The 16,423-nt window shown below is 54.3% G+C and carries 15 protein-coding genes; 13 read left to right on the top strand and 2 right to left on the bottom strand.

The features are described 5' to 3' along the window. Positions 1 to 445 precede the first annotated feature (445 nt). The 13 genes from ACFSW8_RS13500 (at position 446) to ACFSW8_RS13440 (ending at position 15,288) form a co-directional block, all read left to right on the top strand. Complete coding sequence (locus ACFSW8_RS13500; protein ID WP_377087764.1) at positions 446 to 712, top strand: DUF4212 domain-containing protein; 267 nt, start codon at positions 446 to 448, stop codon at positions 710 to 712. Between the two features lie 48 nt (positions 713 to 760). Then, positions 761 to 2,584: a sodium:solute symporter family protein gene (locus tag ACFSW8_RS13495; protein WP_377087766.1), complete on the top strand. Its 1,824-nt coding sequence runs from the start codon at positions 761 to 763 to the stop codon at positions 2,582 to 2,584. A gap of 383 nt (positions 2,585 to 2,967) precedes the next feature. Beyond that, the gene (locus ACFSW8_RS13490) at positions 2,968 to 3,507 is read left to right on the top strand and encodes a sigma-70 family RNA polymerase sigma factor (protein ID WP_377178497.1); all 540 of its coding nucleotides are present in this window, start codon (positions 2,968 to 2,970) and stop codon (positions 3,505 to 3,507) included. A gap of 6 nt (positions 3,508 to 3,513) precedes the next feature. Continuing rightward, a complete protein-coding gene (locus ACFSW8_RS13485) occupies positions 3,514 to 4,992 on the top strand; it encodes a FecR domain-containing protein (RefSeq protein WP_377087769.1) in 1,479 nt (492 codons plus the stop codon). Positions 4,993 to 5,048: 56 nt separating this feature from the next. After that, on the top strand, positions 5,049 to 5,879 hold the full coding sequence (locus ACFSW8_RS13480) for a LamG domain-containing protein (RefSeq protein ID WP_377087771.1): 831 nt from the start codon (positions 5,049 to 5,051) through the stop codon (positions 5,877 to 5,879). A gap of 11 nt (positions 5,880 to 5,890) precedes the next feature. Beyond that, complete coding sequence (locus ACFSW8_RS13475; RefSeq protein ID WP_377087773.1) at positions 5,891 to 6,733, top strand: PEP-CTERM sorting domain-containing protein; 843 nt, start codon at positions 5,891 to 5,893, stop codon at positions 6,731 to 6,733. Between the two features lie 2 nt (positions 6,734 to 6,735). Further along, positions 6,736 to 7,068, top strand: a complete 333-nt coding sequence (locus ACFSW8_RS13470) for a hypothetical protein (protein ID WP_377087775.1) — start codon at positions 6,736 to 6,738, stop codon at positions 7,066 to 7,068. A gap of 102 nt (positions 7,069 to 7,170) precedes the next feature. Next, positions 7,171 to 10,623 (top strand): discoidin domain-containing protein, encoded by a 3,453-nt coding sequence (locus ACFSW8_RS13465; protein ID WP_377087777.1) that lies wholly within the window; start codon positions 7,171 to 7,173, stop codon positions 10,621 to 10,623. A gap of 101 nt (positions 10,624 to 10,724) precedes the next feature. Beyond that, positions 10,725 to 11,525 (top strand): inositol monophosphatase family protein, encoded by an 801-nt coding sequence (locus ACFSW8_RS13460; RefSeq protein WP_377178495.1) that lies wholly within the window; start codon positions 10,725 to 10,727, stop codon positions 11,523 to 11,525. Between the two features lie 30 nt (positions 11,526 to 11,555). Continuing rightward, a complete protein-coding gene (locus ACFSW8_RS13455; protein ID WP_377087782.1) occupies positions 11,556 to 12,011 on the top strand; it encodes a 6-pyruvoyl trahydropterin synthase family protein in 456 nt (151 codons plus the stop codon). A gap of 546 nt (positions 12,012 to 12,557) precedes the next feature. Further along, entirely contained in the window at positions 12,558 to 13,424 is an 867-nt protein-coding gene (locus tag ACFSW8_RS13450; protein ID WP_377087787.1) for an HAD-IIA family hydrolase, read from the top strand. Positions 13,425 to 13,708: 284 nt separating this feature from the next. Next, positions 13,709 to 14,512 carry a PEP-CTERM sorting domain-containing protein gene (locus ACFSW8_RS13445; RefSeq protein ID WP_377087793.1) on the top strand — a complete coding sequence of 268 codons (804 nt, stop codon included), beginning with the start codon at positions 13,709 to 13,711 and terminating at the stop codon, positions 14,510 to 14,512. A 14-nt stretch (positions 14,513 to 14,526) separates the two neighbouring features. Continuing rightward, a complete protein-coding gene (locus ACFSW8_RS13440; protein ID WP_377087795.1) occupies positions 14,527 to 15,288 on the top strand; it encodes a PEP-CTERM sorting domain-containing protein in 762 nt (253 codons plus the stop codon). A gap of 47 nt (positions 15,289 to 15,335) precedes the next feature. Here ACFSW8_RS13440 and ACFSW8_RS13435 read toward each other — a convergent pair whose 3' ends face one another. Together ACFSW8_RS13435 and ACFSW8_RS13430 are read right to left on the bottom strand one after the other, a co-directional pair. Then, positions 15,336 to 15,695: a DUF1622 domain-containing protein gene (locus ACFSW8_RS13435; protein WP_377087796.1), complete on the bottom strand. Its 360-nt coding sequence runs from the start codon at positions 15,693 to 15,695 to the stop codon at positions 15,336 to 15,338. Continuing rightward, a partial coding sequence (locus tag ACFSW8_RS13430) for an agmatine deiminase family protein (protein WP_377178493.1) occupies positions 15,692 to 16,423 on the bottom strand: 732 nt, incomplete at its 5' end. The genes ACFSW8_RS13430 and ACFSW8_RS13435, both read right to left, overlap by 4 nt.

Genomic DNA, 16,423 nt, shown 5'->3' with positions numbered 1-16,423 from the left:
ATCTGGTACCTGATCAAACCCAGGCTCCTCAGCCTGCCCAAAAACAGAGGAAGCCCCGAGTGCAAACGCGGAAAACACAAACCAACAGCTCACACCACGGAACTTCCGTGACTGCTCAGATACAGCAATACTTGGCAAAAACGATTTCATAAAAAATTTGGTCCCCAGAGTGTAAGAAGCAATACCCCACACCCAAAATTCCATCTGGATTCGATAGCGAATGATACGGTCTAACAAATCATTAACACAAAATATCTGTTATCTTTGTTAGGTTAAAAAAATCTAACTCCTCACGCATTCTGTCCGTTCCCTACCGGTTGATCCAATCGGCCAGAATTCGTGCCTTGCCATCGCCCCCTCTAACTCCTAGCCTGCGTGGCATCATAACAATTGGGGCTCTCTCTCATGGAGCCTCCAACATGCACATCACACCCAGAAAATCCTCATGAAGATCGACCACCCGCGTAGGCACCGCAAGGCATGCCTCCAGCTCGTATTGGCATTGTTAGCACTTTGGTTCACCGTCAGCCTCGGCTGTGGCGTATTATTCCGTGATTGGTTAGACGCCAACTTCCCATCCATCGGCAATGCACCATTCGGTTTCTGGATGGCCCAGCAAGGCTCCATCATCTGCTTCATCCTCATCCTCGTCATCTACGCCTGGGTCATGAATAAGCTCGATTCCAAACACGGCTACTCAGAAGAAGACTAACAGCTATTCTTGCTCGCATTAATTTTCATTTTTACCTTCTAAACAATCGTGTCCCAAGACCTACTCAACTTTATTTTCATCGGAATCAGCTTTGCCATCTACATTGTCATCGCTATCCGCTCACGCGCCTCCTCCACCAAGGAATACTACACCGCAGGTGGAGGCGTCTCTCCACTCGCCAATGGCATGGCCACTGCCGCAGACTGGATGTCTGCAGCCACCTTTATCTCCATGGCCGGGGCAGTTGCCATCAATGGCTATGACGGCTCGCGCTTTCTCATGGGCTGGACCGGCGGCTTTGTCTTGCTGACCGTGCTGATGGTCCCCTATCTGCGAAAATTCGGTAAAGCCACTGTGCCTGACTTCATTGGCGACCGCTACTACTCGCGCCTCGCCCGAGCCGTCGCCATCGTCTGCGCCATCTTCATCTGCATGACCTACATCATGGGGCAAATGCGTGGAGTCGGTGTGGTCTTCTCCCAGCTCTTCGGCATCAGCATCTCAGCAGGTGTCATCGTCGGTGCTGGCATCGTTTTCTTCTACGCCGGTCTCGGAGGCATGAAAGGAATCACCTACACCCAAGTGGCGCAGTACAGCGTCATGGCATTCGCCTACACCCTCCCAGCCATCTTCATCGCCATGGCCCTCACCGGCAATGTCATCCCACAGCTCGGCCTCATCGGCGACTACACCGCAGGCGCTGGCTCCCCCGTCCCCTTCCTCGATAAACTCAATAACATCAATACCGAACTGGGCTTTAGAGAATACACCGAGGGCAAGCTATCCACTCTCAACATGTTCTGCATCACCGCAGCTCTCATGTGTGGCACCGCAGGCCTCCCCCACGTGATCGTGCGCTTCTTCACGGTGAAAAATGTCAAAGCCGTCCGCAAATCCGCCTGCTGGACCCTTCTCTTCATTGCCGTCATCTACCTCACTGCCCCCACCATCGGTGCCTTCTCCCGTGTCAACCTCATCGAAAAACTCCACAACACAACCTACACCGAAGCCCCATCCTGGCTCCAAGATTTCGAACGCACCGGCCAAATGGCTTGGGTCGATAAAAATGGCGATGGCAAAATCCAATACTTCGGCCCCGCAAAATCAGACAATAACAGCAATAGCGTCTTCCAAGGAAAGAAACCCACATACCCCGAAGAATCCGCTCCCGATAACCAAAAAATTGGCAGCCACGGCGAACGCCTCCTCGCCAATAAAGCCGACATGTCGAACCCGAATGAACTCTGGTTCGGTACCGACATCATGGTCATGGCCAACCCCTCAATGGCGGGCCTCCCAATGTGGGTCATCGCCCTGCTCATGGCAGGCTGTATCGCTGCGGCACTCTCCACAGCAGCCGGCCTCTTGCTCGTGCTCTCTACTTCGATCTCTCACGACTTGATGAAAAAAATCGTCAAGCCCGACCTTAGCGACAAAGAAGAAGTCATGTACGCGCGCCTCGCCTCCTTCGGCTCCCTCGCCGTCGCTGCCTTCTTTGGTATCAACCCCCCATCAGCCTTCATCGCTAAGACCGTTGCCTTCGCCTTCGGCCTCGCAGCCTCCTCCTTCTTCCCCACCCTCCTCATGGGAATCTTCTCCAAAAGAGTCAATAAGCAGGGCGCCATCGCTGGCATGATCAGCGGCATCAGCTTCACCCTCGCCTACATCCTCTACTTCCAGTTCTGGGGCGGCACACCAGACCAATACTTCTTCGGCATCACCCCCGAAGGAATCGGTTGCCTCGGCATGCTTATCAACTTCGCCGTCACCTTCATCGTCACTGCAGTCACTCCACCCCCCCCCGCAGAAGTCCAAGAAATGGTAGAAAATATCCATATCCCCTCAGGCGCTGGAGAAGCCAGCCACCATTAGTCACCCCCCCAAAAGCCAAGCCCTCAAAGCTTAGCAATCCACTCCAGGCTCAGCGTACCCACCCGCTCAGCCTGGTTTTTTTTACCCCCACTTCGTCAGCCTTCGCCTAATACCGTTGAGCAAAACGGAATGGATGAATGGTCGGAATGAGCTTGCAGAATATCAAGGCGGAGTGAAGGCCTCCCGCACGCGCGGGACAACTGAATGACAACGATGACATTCTGTAAGATAATCCGATCTACTCTAAAATCGCGTAGCGCAAAATTCACAAGACTTAACCACACCCCATTCGTCTCTTCCGAGTCGAGAGATGGTATATCAGTGTAATTTTTTTGTCAGCATGTGAGATCCTCTGGTATGTTCCAAGAACCACCCATTCTCCCATGCCCACTGAACCACACTCAGATGCCCCACCTCAGGCTAACGACCTCCTCCAGGAGATCGATGCCATCCAGGTGGATCTGCGTGGCTACGTGATCTCCATCGCTGGCTCGGCCGAAGACATCGACGACATCATCCAAGAAACCAACCTCTTCCTCTGGGAACGCCAAAACGATTTCACCCCAGGCACCTCGTTCAAAGCCTGGGCATTCAAAGTCGCCTACTTCAAATCCATGGCACAACGTCGGGACGCAATCCGCCGCGGCCACGTCACCTTCTCAGAGTCCACCATCCAAAGAATTTCTATCGAGGCCGAAAACCACTTCACCCCAGCCACCGACCGCGTGGCAGCCCTCCGCCATTGCCTCCAAAAACTCAAGCCAGATGACCAAAACATACTCTACCAAAAGTATGTCAAAGGCGCCTCCTTCACCGACTTCGCCAAACACCTCGGCAAACCAGTCAACTCCATCCACCAGATTGCCTCACGCGCCCGTCTCGCACTGCGCCAATGCATCCAACAACAACTCTCCAAATCTTAAGTACCCGTGAAGCCATCTCCCGAACTCATCAAGCTGGTCGATCAATGCCTCGCCAATTCCCTCAGCCGCACCGAAATGGCGCGCCTCGAGGAACTCCTCGAACATCACGACAACCTCCACTACTACATCGAAATGGCAGGTATCGAGGCGAGCTTACCCGTCGCATTTGACCAAGCTCCCGCCGTCCGAATCAAAAAGCCTAACCATTGGCTAAAGCCACTCGCCATCGCTGCGGCCGTCGTCTTCGTCTTTACCCTTGGCCACCAGATCGGCCATTCCAATAAACCCGACCCCATTGTCATCGAGCAAGCCCCAGCTCCCATCGCGCACTCCGCTACCATCACCAGCCTCATCGGCGTCACTTGGGAAACCTCAGCCCCCAATAGCTTCCAACTCAACTCCCAAAGCCAACCCGTCACCATCGAATCAGGCTTGATCGAACTCACCTTCAGCAGCGGCGTGCGCACCCTCATCGAAGGCCCCGCAAAGATCAGCGTCACCGGCGATAACCACGCCTACCTCACCAGCGGCCGCCTCGTCGCAGATGTCCCAAAAGGGGCCGAAGGCTTCACCGTCGACTACGCTAGCGGCAGAGTCGTCGATATCGGTACCGAGTTCGCGATGCACGTCCCGCAAAATGCCCAACCAGTCGAAATTGGCGTCTTCCGCGGTGCCGTAGAGGTCTATCAGAAAAATACGGAAACCCCGGTCAAACTCATCAAAAACCACGCCATCACCCACGGTGGCATCCGCAACCAAGAACTCGCTTCCGTCCCATTCCGCCGAGAAGAATACATCCGCTACCTCCCCAGCCGCGAATTCCCCTGGCAACTCCCAAGGACCACCACCTCCACACCCACCACCCAAGAATTTGATGTCAGCCACCTCGTCTGGAAGTCCGGCGATTACCTCGCTATCATCAAATGGATGCATGGCCGCGACGCCACCAGAATCCACGGCGCCGAACTCCTGCTCAATGGCACAGTCGTCGCCACTGACCAACACACAGGTGTCACCGGTGACACCCCCATGGCCAAAGACAATACCTTCACCTTCTCCGTCCCTGAAGACCGCTACCAACGCGGCACCTGGACCCTCCGCGTCAAACTCAGTGCCATCGACCGCCCAAACTCCACCCTCGGAAACTTCACCCCCGAGTCCTCAGGCGTCCTCCTCTTCGAGGACTTCCACGCCCTCAAAGCTGACGAACAAGACTTCGTCGGTACCTGGGAATACCGCCACCATGACACCATCCACCGCCGCACCTTCCACCCCAACCGCACCGCCAGCTATAGTGTCAATGGCAATACCACCGCCGACTTCGCCCAAACGCGTTGGTCAGTCGAAAATGGCGTCCTCTCACTCACCTTCCCAGACTCACGTAGCGACCTCAAAATTAAACAAGAACGCCACCGCCTTCACAAAAAACAAGAAATCATCTTTCTCAATAAACCCTACCGCAACGGATACGCCGTCAAAGAGTAAGCTTGCCACACGCTCTACCATTGTGATAGGTCTCTCGTACATACCCATTCCATCTTATGCTTAAGTCCCTCAGTCTCCTCATCCTCAGCAGTTTTGCCGCCCAGGCAGCCCTTGTCGCCCACTACCAACTAAATGAAACCAGTGGCGGCATCGCCGACATCTCTGGCAATAATTACACCGGTAACAAAGCCTCCAACGGCAGCGGCCAAGTTTATTCCCAAAGCACCGTCACCGCAGGCACCTACGGCTCCATCACCGTCACCGCCGCTCAAGCCACAAACTTCGGCACCTCAATCGATTTCGGTGTCGATAACTCAAACTTTGGCAACTTCACTCTCAACAACGCCGGCACCACTGCCGTAGGAAACCTCCTCTCCACTGGCACTGGCGGTAATAGCATCGACGGCACCATGACCGTCATGGCTTGGGTCAACCTCGACTCCACCTCAGGCGTCCAGTCCATCTTCTCCTCCAACCAAGGTGGCGGCGGCGACGGCTGGCGCTTCGGCACCAATGGTAACCAAGTCCGCTTCACCACCCTCGGCTCCCAAGATTTTAACCAAGGCGGTGCCAACCTCACCACCAATACTTGGAACCACCTCGCCGTCACCGTCGATAACGACACCATCACCTTCTACCTCAATGGCAATGTCCTCGGGTCCCAAAATGCCTCCGTCGCATACAAAAATGAAGAGACCGGATTCGAGGTCAAAGTCGGCGGGAAAGCCACCGGCTCCGAAAATATGTTCGGCCGCCTCGATGAAGTCAAAATCTTTGATACCGCCCTCAGCCAATCCGAAATCATCGCAGCAGCCGTCCCAGAGCCTTCCTCCACCTCATTGCTCGGTCTCGCAGGCTTAGCTCTCATCCTCCGTCGTAAAAAATAACGCACCACAACATGCACACCCCTTCCCTCACTCTCCTCAGCCTCTGTGCTCTCAGCGCAGCACTACCCGCCGCCATCGTACAACGTGCCGACTACGCACTCGGTGAAGCAGGCAGTATCTCAGCCACCCAACCCTACACACCACTCGTAGACTCCATTGGCGGCAATAACATCCCGAACTGGAACACCTCAGCCACCAAAACCTCGGTCATCACCACTGGCCTCGCAGCACCAGGAAGCACCGCGGCACTCCTCGTCTCAGGCAATGCCGGCACTGGTGGAACCTGGTTCGGTGGAACCCAAAATGGCGGTAGCGGTTATACCTCTAACTGGGCACTGGATATCTACCTCCGCCCAGATGCCACCGGCGGCACCTTTCTCGGCGCGACTGATGGCAATGGCGGCACCCAAACTGGCCTCAGATTCTGGGCCACCAATACCGGCCTCTCAGGCACTAGCCTCGGCGGCAATAACCTCAGCTCTGGCACCAACTACCTCCTCCTCAGCAATGGCTCTGGCTTCCTCGGCAATACCACATCCACTTACACCGCTGGAACTTGGGTGCGCCTCTCGATCATTAACTACAATGGCACCGTCAATTACTACCTCAACGAAAGCCTCCAAGACTCGGCTGCCACCGACGGTTTCCTCAACGATATCCGACTCGGTGCTGGCTACTTCGCTGCCGCCGGCTCCAATGGCGCCTTCGATGAAATGCGTATCTGGGATTTCGACCACACCCAAGACTCTCTCGCTGATGTAGAAACCGCCGTCTTTACTCCCGTCCCAGAACCTTCCTCCTCAGCCCTGATCGCACTCGGAGCCCTCGGCCTCATAGCGCGCCGCCGTCGATAAACATGCATTGGTGGCACACCACACTCACCAAACAAAATAACGACCCCCAAAGCCTCTTCGATTGGCTCTACGTCGGATTCAATTGGCTCGAGGCAGCCGCTTGGCTCGCCTTTAGCCTCGTTATCCTACTTCGATTTGTGCGTACCCGTGACACTCCATGGGACCTCCTCTATGCAGCCTTCCTCTTGCTCTTTGCTCTGAGCGATGTCGCAGAAGTCTACCAACTCACCCTCGGCCTCCTCACACTCAAGGTCCTCATCTTCCTCGGCATTCTCATCAGCCGCTCAATGGCAATCCGCCAACGACGCACCCTCACTCTCCCACCACCTGCATAATCGCTGAAAGGTAAGTGTGCTCTTTTTGCGTACAATGCCCACACTTGCACCCCTTGAGCATCTCCCCAAATGGGAGCAAGCTAACTCCAACCTACCCCAACGATGATGAAGAAACCAATCCTTAGCCTATTGGCTGCAGGAGCATCTCTGCTGCCCCTGTCCTCCCCAGCTGAACGATTTACGATCCCCGGTGCAGAAGCCAAAGTCCCTGCGAATACCCAACACGGTGCCGCATACACCCGTGAACATTGGACCACCAAGTCCAATACCAAAGCCTGGGTCAAAGACCCCATCAGCGCCACCGCTCTCCCCCCCAATGGCACCGCAAAAACCACCCTCACTCTGCCAGAAAAAACCGGCTTCTACACACCCAACCACGAGCCAGCCAAAGACAAACACGAACGCTACGCCCTCTTTGTCGGTGTCGAACTCCCCTCCGACCTCCCCGCCAATGGTGCCCTCGCTCTCGTCACCCCCAATGGGAAACGCCTCGCCGTAAGCAAATTTTCCCAAGCCGGAAATTCCGCCTCCGAAGTCGCTTGGATCGTCCTCCCCCACGAACTCGCCATCAAACTCTACGGCAAACCACTCGACCTCCACCTCAAGGCCAACCCCGGCGGCCCACTCGTCTTCAGCAATGTCCATACCATCCTCGTCCCAGAGACCGCCGAAAAATACATGGTCAATAAATCTAACGGACGCCGTGGACCAGATAAACTCCAAGTCGGCGCACTCGGCTTCACCGGCCTCACCATCCATAACTACGCCCCACTCCCCGTCTTCTCCGTGCGTGATGGTGGTCCAGCCGCCAATGCTGGTCTCAAAAAAGGTGACGTCATCCTCGCCATCAATGGCCATTCCTTCACCGACAATACCTGTGACCCAGGGGATGTCTGGTTAGAAAAAGGCCATGAACCCGTCATCGCACGCCAAGTCTTTAATGCCTTCCTCGCTGGAAAAAATACCTTCACCCTCGATGTCGCCGATGCCATAACCGGTAAACAACGCAGCATCACACTCAACACCAAAGCAGGTGCCGGCTTCGAGGGCTTCCCACTCGCTGGTGCCGCTTCCGAACGCTTCTACGACGACCTCATCGAAACAATCCTCGATGAACAACGCGATGATGGAAGCTGGACCACTAGCCGCCAGTCCATCGCTACCAGCTTCGCCATGATGGGGCTGTTAGGTAAACGCGATGTCACGCTCGCACCCGCCATCCACAAAGCCGCCGACTGGTTACTCAGCCAATCCCCAGAAACCATGGCGCACAAAGGGTACTGGGATGCTTCCTACATCGGCATGGCAGTAGCCGAATACGCACTCGCCACCGGCGACCTTCGCGCCATCCAATGGATGGATCGTACTCTCAACCCAGTCAACCAAGGCAGCCACGTCTCAAAATGGGAAACCCCTGTCCTCGGCCATGGCCCCGGCGGACTCCCCTACGGAAACAAATCTTTGCTGGCCCCCCTCATCCACATGCTCGTTTTTGACGCCCTCGCCGAACGCGCTGGCATCGATCATGGACTCTGGGACTACTACTGGCCCTACGTCGAATCCTGTTGGTCCAACCCAGCTGAAAAAAATGGCCACGGCTCCATGGGCTACAACCTCACCTATAAAGATAAAGGCGAGTTCTGGTCCCGCACCGGCCTCACCATGATTGCCACCCAGCTGCGCAATGACAAAATGCATGTGCACAATGCGAACCGTGACTTCATGCGCACCACCCACGGCTGGATGCGTAACAGCCACGCCTACGGTGCCCCCGGAAATATCTGGGGGATGATCGCGCTCGCTTTCACCGGTGAAGGCTACGCCGATCACATGATGGATGCGTGGGCCCCTATCATAGCCGCACAGTGGGAGCCAGGCTACGGCATGCGCTTCACCATGCCACACATGGGTGCCCCCTACATGGAGGGCGATGCCATCTATTCCTACCCGATGGCCACCTTCATGAGTTTCAAACATAAAGGACTCCACATCACGGGTGCCACCGACAAGGGCTGGCTGCCACAAAATCCTAAAGGCACCCTGCCAGAGACCCAATTCACCTACTCAGAAAGTGGTAAACTCACCCTCCGCCCGCTCATCAGCGACAGTGTCCAGGCCCACTTCACCCTCGATGGCTCAGCCCCAACTACCAAGTCCCCCATCTGGCACAATAGCTACACCATCCCTGAAGGCAGCGTCATCACCGCACGCTATATCGCTAAAGATGGGAGAGTCGGCAATACCACCCGTATTTCTTCACGCCAACCCGAACCCTTCACCGTCATCGAAGCCAATGGCTGGCCTGACCCTAAACTCGCTATCCAACGCGCCAGCTACGCCTTTGACTACGATGCCACCACCACCTGGCGCAGTAACAATGGTGAAGGTGCCACCGAAGGCCCCTGGGTCGTTACCATCCAACGCAAGCAAAACCCAGACCCCTTGCGCGGATTCCTTCTCCCCATCGCCGGGAAAAATGGCGTCAAAGCCATCAAGGTCGAAGCCAGTAACGACAAAACCACTTGGACTCCACTCTTCGATGGTGAACTCGATAAATCAGGTGAGCTCCTCTTCTCCAGCACCAGCAAGCATCCCTACCTGCGCTTCACAATCAGCGCACTCCAAGAGGCCAAACAAGGCCTCGTGCTCGCCGATGTCACCCCGCTCGATATGCGTCCCCAACTGACATTCATCGCACCCGGCCGCATCGAAGCCAAAGCCCCCAATCGAGAATTCGGAAACATCCACTTCACCACTGACGGTCAAGTCCCCACCCAAAAGAGCCCGAAAATTGAAACCCTGCTCTGGAATGTCCCAGAAGGTGGTCTCGTCATCGCCAAGGCATTCAACAGCCGCGGCCAATCCTCTCCAGCCAGCCACCTCGTCATGCCAGGCCTCCCTGGACTCCCAAAAGTCCCACAGGTCACCGTCAGTAGCGTCTATGGCAACGGCTCACTCAACCCCACCGAAATTACCGATGGTAACCTCGATTCCTACTGGCACGGTGCCGGATCCGACCACCCACACACCGTCGTCCTCGCCTTCGATTCCCCCATCAACTTCAATGGCATCTGGCAAGTCCCACGCACCAGCGGAGCCCGCAATGGCCGCATCACCCAGTTCAAAGTCAGCGTCAGCGATGACATGACAAATTGGACGGACGTCCACCACGGACACTGGAACTATAATGGCGACCAAGCCGTCGAAAGCCACTTCGCCCGAAACGCCACAGGCAAATTCGTCAAACTCACCAGCCTCGCCGGCTTCGACAAATTTGCCAATATCGGCGAACTCGGCTTCTATAACCTCAGCCAAAAAGACTGGACCCAGCCACTCTACGCCAGCTTTGTGCCACCTGCCACTCAAGATAAAACGCCAGCGCTCGCCGCAACCCAGCCCCCAAACAAAGACGCCACCTCTAACACTCAAGAGAACTCCCCAGACACAGCCAGTGGCTCACCACTCGCCCCTAAGGACCCGAAAGACTTCTACTTCACAGTCGGAGGTATCCTCCTCCTCATGCTCATCCTAGCTCTGCTGATGAAGAAAAAGTGATCCCACTTCCACGCAAGCTCTCGCATCCACTCCCCCAGCAATGCCAGAGCTTGCGTCATTTTGGACTTCACAGGCACGCTGCTCAGGCACAGGCTGCCACCATGCAAGACACATTGGTCGCTATCCTGCCCCGCTGCCTCGAAATAATCGCTAAGGCCGCCGCCTTCCAGCTCGAACATTTCCGTTCCATGCCCGCAGGTGCCGACGACCAAAAGGCTGCACGCGAGATGGTCTCCTTCGTCGATGTCGAAACCGAAAAAATACTCCTCGACGGACTCCTCCCACTCGTCGATGGCGCTGGCTTCTTCGGCGAAGAATCCGGCAAAAGTGGCTCCCAAGACCTCGTCTGGATCGTAGACCCACTCGATGGCACCACCAACTACCTCAGCGGACTCGACCACTTCTCCATCTCCGTCGCCCTCGTCCACCACGGCCAACCCATCTTCGGAGTCGTCCACAAACCCGTCACGAAAGAAACGTGGTCCTGCATCAAGGGCCATGGCCTCCATTATAACGGCAAACCATACCCCAAGGTCTCAGCAACCCTAACAGCTAAAGATGCCCTCTTTGTGACCGGCTTCCCCTATCGCTCACAAGACATCGCTGAAAACTTCTTTGCCTGTGCCGACGAAGTGCTCATCACTGGCCGCGGTATCCGCCGCACCGGCAGCGCAGCACTCGACGTATCTCACCTCAGCTGCGGTTGGTACCAAGGCTACTGGGAAAGTGACCTCCAACCCTATGACATCGCAGCAGGAATGCTTTTCATGCAGGAAAATGGATGTATAGTCAGCAACCCCCAAGGGCAAGACTACGACATGTTCAACGACCGTATCATGGTCGCTGCTCTCCCCATGGTCCACCCCACCCTCAAACAGATCATCGCAAAACACTACGCCTGATCCCATCCCATTTCCTAACTTCTCATCACCATGCCATACCGAATCTGTAAAATGATCGAGGTCGAAAACGGCCACCTGCTCTCCAAACACCCGGACAAATGCCGCTTCCCACACGGCCATACCCGAAAAGTCGAACTCATCTTCGAAGCCGACTCCCTAGATGACCACGAAATGGTCTTCGACTTCAAACTCGTCAAACGCATGGTCGATGACTTCCTCGAAACCTACGACCACGCACTCTGTATGAACACCGAGGACCCCAAATTTGACTTCTTCAAAGAAGCCTACGGTGACCGCATCATCGGCTTCAAAGGCCTCGACCCCACCACCGAAGTCATGGCTAAAACCATCTTCGATCACACCGCCGGACAACTCCAGCACCACATCGATAACCCAGACCCCGAATACCCAGTGCGCGCCGAAGTCCGCCTCAAAACCATCCGCGTCTGGGAAACCACCAGTTCCTGGGCCGAATACGGAATCTAGTTGGTGTCAGCTAGTCAATGGATAGCATTACGAAAGGTAATGATTCCTGATCAATAAAAACCTTGAGGAGTGCTCATTAAGCACTAAGAACTCAGACACTTTTAGAACCTCAGAGAGGTTTCGGCTCCAAGCCCAAAGTGGCAAAGCCAACTCTGGGGGGCATGCAAAAAAACACGACAAGAAGTCTGTAAGACTTCAGGCCTGTTACTGACAAAACACTAGACCCCGCCGCTCTACCCCCACTCGCAAAGCCGCGCCTGTTCTTTTTCAATGCTCTCAGGCTCGCTCAGCACAATGCACCAAGCCCCCCAGAGCTCTCATTTGTCTCTTTTGAAGTACGATGTGATATCACCCACGGATCCCTCCTCATGCATACCACCACACGCGTGCAGGAATGCCATTCATAGTCGCCTCAAAACCTCCCCCAACAATGAGCCCAATTCATACAGAGCACACCCACAGATTCATCGAATATCATCTCTCTAAATTAATAACATATTTTCAATGATATCATAAACTTGGCATGTCGCATGCTTATGCGCAACCATGGCATCATCACCAAACAACTATCAAAAAGTCGGATTCCTCCTCGATATGGACGGAGTCATCTATAAAGGCAAAGAACTCATCGACGGCTCCGCAGACTTCCTCAAAAAGCTGCGGAAACTCAATATCCCCTACCTCTTCCTTACCAATAATAGCCAACGCACTAGACGCGATATGGCGCTTAAGCTCAACCGACTCGGTGTCCCCGCCCAACCCGAGGATATCTTCACCTGCGCCATTTCCACCGCCCGCTTCCTCGCCGAGAAAAAGCCCAACGCCACTGCCTATGTCATCGGTGAAAATGGCCTAGGCTCAGCACTCCACCAAAATGGTATCACCGTCGTCGACGATGACGCTGACTTCGTCGTCATCGGTGAAGGTCGTACCATGAATTTCGAAAATATCGAAAAAGCCGTGCGCCTCGTCCACAACGGAGCCTCACTCATCGCCACAAACCTCGACACCACCTGCCCCACCGACCAAGGAATCCGCCCCGGATGCGGCGCCATCGTCGCCATGATCGAATCTGCCACCGGTAAAAAAGCATTCTCGCTCGGCAAACCATCACCCGTCATGATGCGTATGGCCCGTAAACAACTTGGCCTCAGAACCGATGAAACCATCATGGTCGGCGATACCATGTACACCGATGTCCTCGGTGCCGTAGAAATGGGCTACCGCTCCGCTCTCGTCCTCAGTGGCCACACCACTGAAAAGGATATCCTTAACTACGCCTACCGACCAGATGTCGTCGCTCCCTGCCTCAATGCCCTCCCCGAAAACTTCTACCTCCAACCACTCCCCACCACACCCAAAACAACAAACAAATCTCCATCAGCATCTAACAAAGTGCTCGTAGGAGCTTAATCCCTCGCCCCAAAAACACCATTTGTCTCTCTTGAAGTGCCATTTGGTATAAATTCATAGCTAAGCCCCGTTGCCAGCGTGGTAAGCCCCCCACACTTACCACCTGCAACATTGGCTTTCTAACAGGAATGCATTCACAGTTCCCACTGTGCTTGTGACACTTGCGCGTGGGCGCTTCTGCACAAGATCAATGATTCTTTTAACACCTCCAGCTTCTTCCCAATCCCACACCCCTGCCATAGAGTGATCTTCGCCTCCGAGCACTATCACCACCCCTAATGACTATGGCATTCAAAACACTCTTACCCATCCTAACACTCAGCTCAGCTCTCCACATACAGGCTGCCACATCAGTGCTTGAGGACTTTCAATTCGCCGACTCCACTGGCACAGGTCTTAAAAATACAGCCAATGCTGGTACAGCAGGTACTGCTTGGAACTTCAATCTCGGCGGGGAACCCGGACAAGCAGCCACCCACAATGGCTTACTCTCTGTTGGGTTCAATACCAATGCTGGAAGCTCCGCAGTCACCACTGACTACACCCGAAAGCTCACTTTCGCTACTGCCCTCACAAGCGGCCAATACACCTTCGAATACCGCTTGAACGACTGGGACCTCCAAGCCACAGCTTCGGCCAATAGCGCCGCGAGCAACCAACAGGGCTTCACACTCAAGCTCAAAGGTACCGGAGAAATTAACCTCGTCACCGCCATCACATCCAACAACGGTAACATGCGCGCCCGCCATTCTGGTTCTGCAGGTGCTACTGCTACCGCAGACCAGTCCAATATCGGACTCAATGCTTCAGACCTCGTTGTTAGGGTTGAGGGTAACCTCGATACAGGAACTTTCTACACGTCCTACAACCTTGGTGGAACAGGATTTAACACCGTCATTTCAGATGGCGCTGGCGTCACCCAAATCGATGAAATCCTCCTTAACGTTGAGGGATCCTCTGCCTGGTCAACAAATGACTACATCAATATCGACTACCTTACCCTCACCACCACAGCCGTCCCAGAGCCATCCACCACTTCCCTACTCGGACTCGGTGGCCTCGCCCTCATCCTCCGTCGTAGAAAATAAACCCACCACCCACAATGCGCACTCCACTCATCCTTCTCTGCTGTACCCTCACATCTAGCTTGCAAGCAGCGACTGTACTCGAGGACTGGCAACTCAATGACTCCAATGGCACCCAAATGAGTGCCCTTGCCAATGAAGCAGGCTCAGCTAGTTTTGCTAACAACGCTGCAAACGCCCTAGCTAACGGGGCCGGTGACCTCGTCTTCTCAGTCGGAGCCGATGCTGGTGACAATATCTTCCGTACCAGTAACCTCACTAACACAAATGTGAGTTCAGGTATCTTCCAGTTAGAATTCAACTTCACCAGCGTCAACTTCCAAGGAGGTGACCAAACTGGCGCCAATGTCGGATTCGGCATCCGCGACACCGGATCCAACACCGATATCTTCATCGCCCGAATCCAAAAACAAAACGATAACTACCTCCTCCAAACTCGTGTTGGCACCACAAATACCAACATCGCTAACCTTGGTAGCGTCCCAAGTAATACCCTGAGCAACCTTAACGTCCGTATCCTTTTCGACCTCGATACCGACCTCGCAGATGTTTATTGGTCACTCGGTGGAAACCCCGAAACAGCATTCAATGATGTCGCTATCAATGATCTCGAAATGGATGCCTTCCGCCTCGCAGCCAATACCAACACCAACGACTGGGGAGCTGGCGCAGGCGTCTCAGTAGACTTCGTGACCCTTACTGCCATCCCTGAGCCATCCAGCTCAGCACTCTTAGGCCTCGGTCTCACCACTCTAACCTTACGCCGCAAAAGGCACTAACGCACACACTTGCAAAGCTGCAACTTTCTACTTCTGCCGACATTCCCTCACTCCTCTTGACTGCTCTTGCCTTGCTCCAGGTGATCTAACTCTTTGTTTAAGAAGTACGAGAGTGCAATCCGTATCGCTACTGTGAGCCCCAATATCGTTATCTCCTCAATCGTGCGGTGCAACACACTAAACACAATGTCAGATACGATTAATATCTCTAAGGCTAACAATAACACCTGACCCAGTTGTAAGCGTAAGTGACGAAACATGTCGTATAAGATTTCCTGCGAATGCCTCTTATACGCCAATAACGCTCGTGGTAAATTGTGCACCACCACACTGAAAAATCCCACTACCAACACGATCACTGCAATCGTGTCAATTACATGAGCCACTGACTCTAACATATCTTTCATTGATACTTTGGCACCTGCTGTGTGATACAGTGAATGTTTCCTCCTCCGAGTAAAATCTCACGCGCCTCTACCCCGACAATCTCCTTATCCGGGAAAACCTCCTTCAGGATTTCACCAATGCTTGCATCATGTTTCTCATCTAACAATGGATATACAATCCTTGTGTTACCAATGTAGAAATTACAATACGATCCAGCAAGCCTGTCCCCCTCTGAACGCTCCATCCCACTCTCCGCCAAATCAATCCCCTCAGCTTCCTCTGCTGTATGATATAACGGACCTGGCTGATGTAACTTCACCACCTTGAGCTTGCGCCCCTTCGCATCTGTCTCATTACTCAGGAGATCGTATGCCTCCTTTGAAATCTCATACTGCGGATCCTCCTTGTCATCGGTCCAAGTCAAAGCCACGACGCCCGGAGCACAGTAATGCACCAAGTTGTCCACGTGCCCGCTCGTCTCATCTCGGTATACGCCCCGCTTGATCCACACCACCTTCTCAACATTTAAATAATCTTTCAGCACCTGCTCGATCTTCTGCTTGTCCGCTCCCGGATTGCGCCCAGGACTCAACAGACATTCCTCAGTCGTAATCACCGTCCCCTCACCATCCACATGCACAGAGCCACCTTCTAACACAAAGTGAGACCTGTAACGGTCAGTCCCGAATGGCACGGACTTAAGCGGTTTTTCGTGTAGCCCCTCTATGCGGGATTTCTCTAAAGGTTT

Origin of the sequence: Rubritalea tangerina, from assembly GCF_042683245.1 — a bacterium.
Taxonomy (GTDB): Bacteria; Verrucomicrobiota; Verrucomicrobiia; order Verrucomicrobiales; family Akkermansiaceae; genus Rubritalea; species Rubritalea tangerina.
This window is presented reverse-complemented; position numbering and strand designations above follow the sequence as displayed.